At 43.5% G+C, this 713-nt stretch carries 1 protein-coding gene; it reads right to left on the bottom strand.

The features are described from left to right. Positions 1 to 132: 132 nt before the first annotated feature. The coding region (gene argS, locus R7O13_RS26995; protein WP_318305220.1) for an arginine--tRNA ligase at positions 133 to 713 on the bottom strand (581 nt) is incomplete at its 5' end.

Here is a 713-nt window from a genome sequence, read left to right as displayed (position 1 = left end):
AACTCATTGTGGATATCCGATTCATTTCAATTTGAATTAGTATACGTCAGATAAAACAAAAGGTTGACGCTTTCACGTCAACCTTTGCAATCATTCAGCTTGTGCTACTTAAGTTATCAACTTAAAAGCGGCTTACATGCGTTCTAGCGTTTCGATACCTAGTAGCGATAAACCTTGCTTGATGGTTTTCGCTGTTAGGGCTGCCAGTTTTAGACGGCTTTGCTTAACGGCTTCATCTTCTGCTACTAGAATTGGGCATGCTTCGTAGAAGCTTGAGAATTGACCCGCTAGTTCAAATAGGTAGCTACACATGATGTGCGGTTGGCCTTCACGAGCAACAGATTGAACGGCTTCTTCAAATTGTAGAAGTTTAGCGATAAGCGCTTTTTCTTTTTCGTCAGTGATTTGGATATCACCTTGAAGTTCATCCATCGCTACACCAGCTTTAGCAAAGATAGAGGCAACGCGAGTGTATGCGTATTGCATGTACGGCGCTGTGTTACCTTCAAATGCTAGCATATTGTCCCAATCGAACACGTAGTCAGTAGTGCGGTGTTTAGATAGGTCAGAATATTTAACCGCTGCCATCGCCACTGTTTTAGAGATCTTCTCTTTCTCTTCAGCATCTAGCTCTGGGTTCTTAGATTCAATCAACTGTGCAGCACGAACTTCGGCTTCATCAAGAAGGTCCGCCAAACGAACTGTACCGCCCG

It is taken from the genome of Vibrio sp. Y176, assembly GCF_033438945.1.
This window is presented reverse-complemented; position numbering and strand designations above follow the sequence as displayed.